Raw genomic sequence first — 4702 nt, forward strand, 5'->3', positions numbered from 1 at the left:
GCCCTCCCCTCCTCCCACTCCGCCCGTGACCAACCAACGAAGGGGCCGAGCCACCCTGCTTCGAGGTGGCTCGGCCCACCCTCTCGTCACGCTCCACCAGGCCGTTTGTCGACTTCTCGACCTCTCGATTCGACGACTCCGCGAAGGCCGCCCGTAGACACCACGGTCCGCGGGCAGGCGACACCTCGATCACCCCGAGGCCCGTACCCCCGCCTTCCGAAGGACCCAGGCCAGCCCGTCCCCTCCCCGCGCCCGGACCCTCCCTGCTCCGTGCGCGAGCCGGACACACTCGCCCCAGTGACAACTACGCACGAGTAGTCACTCACCTGACCACGAAGAAAGTCCGTGGCCTCCTCGCCTACGGTCGCAGTACTCCGTGGAGTCACGAGGCGAAGACTCCTCGGAGGGCGCGGACCGCTTCGCCCGTCCCCGGCATCACCTCGGAGACCCCATGGCGTACCAAGCCGGCAGCCCGCCCACCCCACCGGAACGACACTCCTCGTCGCCCGGGTCGACCCCCTCGGGCTCCCGCCCTTCTGACCCCTCCGCTGCTTCGGCCCCTGCGGCACCGTCACCATCCCCACCACCCTCGGCCGCGGCCAGGCTCCGCCACACGCTGAAGGTCGCCCGGGTCCTGGTGAGGGCCGGGGTCCTCTCCCCCGGCCGTCCGGACAGGATCGTTCGCCAGCTCCGTGCGTTGAACACCTGGGGAGCCACGATCGCTGGCGGCTACGCCGCAGCCGGTGAGCGCGTGCCCGATCAGGTGTCGGTGATCGACGAATCGGGCAGCACGACCTTCGGCGAGATGAACCAGCTCGGGCGCGCACTGGCCCGGGACCTCCACGACCTCGGTGTCGGCCAGGGCACCAGAGTGGGCATCCTGTGTCGCAACCACAGTGGGCTGGTGCAGGCGGCCATCGCCTGCGGCCGCCTGGGTGCGGACACCGTTCTCCTGAACACAGGCTTGGCCGCGGGCCCCCTGCTCGACGTGGTGGAGCGCAACGGGGTCTCGCTACTCGTCGCGGACGCCGAGTTCGAGGATCTGTACCAGGAGCTGGCTCCGGAGATCCCCCGGGTGACGGCCTGGGGTGAACCGCGTGTGCCGGGACCCCGGATACCAACCAGGACCCGGGCGCCGGGCGGATCGCGTTCGCAGTCGCCCCCGTCCACCCTGCCGAACGAGGCCGCCCAGGAGCTCCAGCCGAATCCCGGAGAGCACCCGCCGGGCAACCACCCGAAGGTCCCGGCGGCCGACCCGCCACCACCCGAGCGCCCCGGCAGGCTGATCGTGCTCACCTCGGGAACGACGGGCACGCCGAAGGGAGCCCGCCGCCCCACCCCGAAGGGGCCGCAGGACGCCGCCTCGGTGCTGTCGCGCATCCCGTTGGACTCCGGGGACCGCATCCTGGTGTCGGCGCCGGTCTTCCACACCTGGGGGCTGGCCGGGGTCCAGCTGGGCATGTCGATGCGGGCGACGCTGGTGATGCGTCGACTCTTCGAACCGGAGGACGCGCTCAGGACGATCCAGGAACAGCGGTGCACGGTGTTGTTCGCGGTACCGGTGATGCTGCGGAGGATCATGGATCTGCCTCGTTCGACCCGCGAACGGTACGACACGTCCTCCCTGCGGATCGTGGCGTGCAGTGGTTCGGCGATGAGCCCGCAACTGATCAGTGACTTCATGGACGTGTTCGGGGACGTGGTCTACAACCTGTATGGGTCGACCGAGGTGTCGTGGGCGACGATCGCCACCCCGGAGGACCTGCGACTGGCTCCGACCACCGCCGGCCGGCCTCCGCTCGGAACCCGGATTGCGGTCCTGGACGAGCAGGGCCGCGAGGTCCCCCAGGGGAGCGAGGGCGCGATCCACGTCGGCAACGAAATGCTCTTCGACGGGTACACCAACGGAAACACCAAACGAATCGCCGACGGGCTGATGGAGACGGGCGACCGCGGTTACGTGGACGTCCACGGGCTGCTGCACGTGGCCGGGCGAAACGACGACATGATCGTGTCGGGCGGTGAGAACGTCTTCCCGCGTCCGGTGGAGGACGCGATCGTGACGATGCCGTCGGTGCGTGAGGTGGTGGTGACCGGGGTCCCGGACGAGGAGTTCGGCCAACGTTTCGCGGCCTACGTGGTGCCGTACGAGGGCCGTTCCGTGGATCCGAACGAACTCCGGATGCACGTCCGCGAGGCCCTGGGCCGGTTCTCGGTGCCGCGTGACGTGGTGGTCCTGGAGGAGTTGCCGCGCAACGCGACCGGGAAGGTGGTCAAACGGCGGTTGCCGAGCAGTGCCTCGCCGCGGCCCCACGACTGGCAGCCCTCGGACGAACCGGATGGATCGCGCAGGCAGGGATAACGCCCCGCGCTCGGGCCAACGAAACGCGTCCCGTTCCTTCGCGGGCTTCTGAGCCCCGCCACCACGGTCCCGCGAACTCACGAGCCCTCGAACTCCCCGGCTTCCCGGGTACCCGGGTACCCGGGTACCCGACTTCCTGAGTTTCTGGGTTCCCGACTTCCCTGGTTCCTGGGTTCCCGGCTCCAGCGCTACCGTCCTCGGACGCTCACGATCCTCACCCCTCCCGGTCTCCTGTTCGACCCCCGTCACATTCGCCCAGCACCCTTCCCCACTCCTCGACAGCTCCCCTATGGCGCCGACGTGACCCGGTCCCGACGCCATCGCGGACGACTTGATACCCGATGCGCATCCCTGTGTCCCCATGTCCTTTTTTGCCTTGCACACAAGGCAATTGTGGGCTTTGACATCGGGTGCGTGGTTACTACGATGTGGAACGATGCCCGACCGATCCCCCGCCCCCAGGGGCGACTTCGAACTCCCAGCAGTCGACGAGCAGATGTGCTTCGCGCTGTACGCGGCCTCGCGTGCCGTCACGAACCTCTACCGCCCTCTGCTGGATCCGCTCGGCCTGACCTATCCCCAGTACCTCGTGATGATGCTCCTCTGGGAACGCGGAGAGTGCGCGGTCAAGGAGATCGGCGCGGTGCTGCAACTCGACTACGGCACTCTCACTCCGCTGCTCAAGCGCCTGGAGACCAATCGCCTCCTACGCCGGGAACGCGACCCGGCCGACGAACGCTCGGTGCTGGTCACCGCCACGGAGGAGGGCGCCGCGCTGCGGGCCCGCGCCCGGGGCGTGCCTGAGGCCATCGGTCGGGTCATCGACCTGCCCGCCGAGGAGTTCGAGTCGACCAGGCTCGCGCTGCGCAAGCTGACCTCCCACGTTCTCGCGGGTGAGGCCCGCGTCGAGAACCCCTAGCCGTCCTCCTTGAGGGACGGTCGCGAGGACGGGCACCACGGGGGTCGTGCCCGTCCTGCGGTCCGAGTGGGAGAAACGGTGCGGACGGGCTCGAATGCCCGTCCGCACCAGCTTTCCGGGGGCTTCCGGGTTACCGTTGAAGCATGTCGATCTGGGCTTCAGACAACCGCAACGGCCACGTCCGAGAGGCTCTGACCCTCCTGCTCTCGCAGGGGGTGATCGACGACTTCAGAATCAGCCCCGAAGACGAGTTCCCGTTCAGAATCCAGGTACCCGCGGGGATCGTCCCGATGACCGAGCACCAGGCCGCACATTTCGCCCTGGGCGCGGTGACCGCGCACTTCGGCCACCTGGCCCGGGACTCCGAGGGGTCGGGGTTCTGACCGCCCGGACGATCCACCGCACGTGCCGCACCTCCGCACCGGGTTCGCGCGCCCCGACGTCCGATCATCCGGCCCACCGGTCGTCCCCACGGCCCCACTCTCGCCATCAGCAGCCGCCCTGGGTGAGTTCCCAGTGGTCCGCGGAGGTCGCGGTCAGTGAGGTCCGCACGGCCGTGTTCCAGAGTCCGAGCGGGTCCACGGAGCCCAACGCGTAGGCGTGGCCGAGGCGGTGTTCGGCCCGGCCCCGGGTGACGTGGGCGCGGTTGCTCGCGGTCACGCACTCACCGAAGGGTCCCTCCGTGGGCCCTTCGGTCGGGCCTTGGGTGGGCCCCTCTGTGGGCCCCTCACTCGGCGGAGGTGGGCTCACCGCCCCCGGCCCCCGCGACACCCCCAAACTGTGCGGTGGACCCGGTGGAGCAGACCGCGAGGGGAGGGGGAGCGTTGGGCGGGGGAGTACATGGCACGGCTCCGGGGGATGAACGGTGGTCGGGGGTGGTTCGGCCGAACCGGTGCACCCAAGCCCAGGATTCGAGTGACCTGAGCAACATGTCGATGCGACTCCGATCCATGACCCCGGCAGGTGGGAAGTCCACAGCCTCCCGCTCGTGCATGGGGTGACACCACACGGACACACCCCGGGGTGTGTCCGCGCCCCCTATCCCCCGGCGTGCGGGACGCGCCTAGTTTTCTGGCATGACGACGCACGAGTTCCTGTCGGACGCCGCGCGACAGACCCCCGGTTCGCCCACCGAACCCTCCGCTCACCCCCTTCCCCGTTCTTCACCACGATGTCAGCGCCACGGGCGGCCTCCTCGGCCGCGTCGAGGTCGGTCAGGTCCAGCTCCACCGGCTCGCCCACACCCTGGTCGGCCAGCTCGGCGAGGGTGGCGCCGTCGATGTCGACCAGCCGGACCGTGGCACCGGCGGCGGCGAGGCGCAGCGCGCAGGCGCGGCCGATACCGCTGGCGGCGCCCGTCACCAGTGCGGTCCTTCCCGTGAGGTCGACGCGGGTGGTGTGGGGGGCGGGGGTGGCCGAGG

Annotated in this window: 4 protein-coding genes and 1 pseudogene; 3 read left to right on the top strand and 2 right to left on the bottom strand. The window is 69.9% G+C overall.

Translation table 11 applies throughout. The annotated features are described in order from the left end of the window. Positions 1-451: 451 nt before the first annotated feature. The 3 genes from ADX84_RS24720 (at position 452) to ADX84_RS24730 (ending at position 3664) form a co-directional block, all read left to right on the top strand. On the top strand, positions 452-2362 hold the full coding sequence (locus ADX84_RS24720; protein ID WP_199776696.1) for an AMP-binding protein: 1911 nt from the start codon (positions 452-454) through the stop codon (positions 2360-2362). Positions 2363-2798: 436 nt separating this feature from the next. Beyond that, on the top strand, positions 2799-3281 hold the full coding sequence (locus ADX84_RS24725) for a MarR family winged helix-turn-helix transcriptional regulator (protein WP_049579816.1): 483 nt from the start codon (positions 2799-2801) through the stop codon (positions 3279-3281). 143 nt (positions 3282-3424) lie between these two features. Next, a complete protein-coding gene (locus ADX84_RS24730) occupies positions 3425-3664 on the top strand; it encodes a hypothetical protein (RefSeq protein ID WP_049579817.1) in 240 nt (79 codons plus the stop codon). 106 nt (positions 3665-3770) lie between these two features. On the opposite strand, the gene ADX84_RS26895 is transcribed toward ADX84_RS24730, so the two are convergent. Both ADX84_RS26895 and ADX84_RS25860 read right to left on the bottom strand, forming a co-directional pair. Then, complete coding sequence (locus ADX84_RS26895) at positions 3771-3941, bottom strand: hypothetical protein (RefSeq protein ID WP_234004212.1); 171 nt, start codon at positions 3939-3941, stop codon at positions 3771-3773. A 498-nt stretch (positions 3942-4439) separates the two neighbouring features. Beyond that, a pseudogene (locus tag ADX84_RS25860) lies at positions 4440-4702 on the bottom strand (SDR family NAD(P)-dependent oxidoreductase); the annotation flags it as partial.

The organism is Nocardiopsis sp. SBT366, assembly GCF_001083815.1.
GTDB lineage: Bacteria > Actinomycetota > Actinomycetes > Streptosporangiales > Streptosporangiaceae > Nocardiopsis > Nocardiopsis prasina.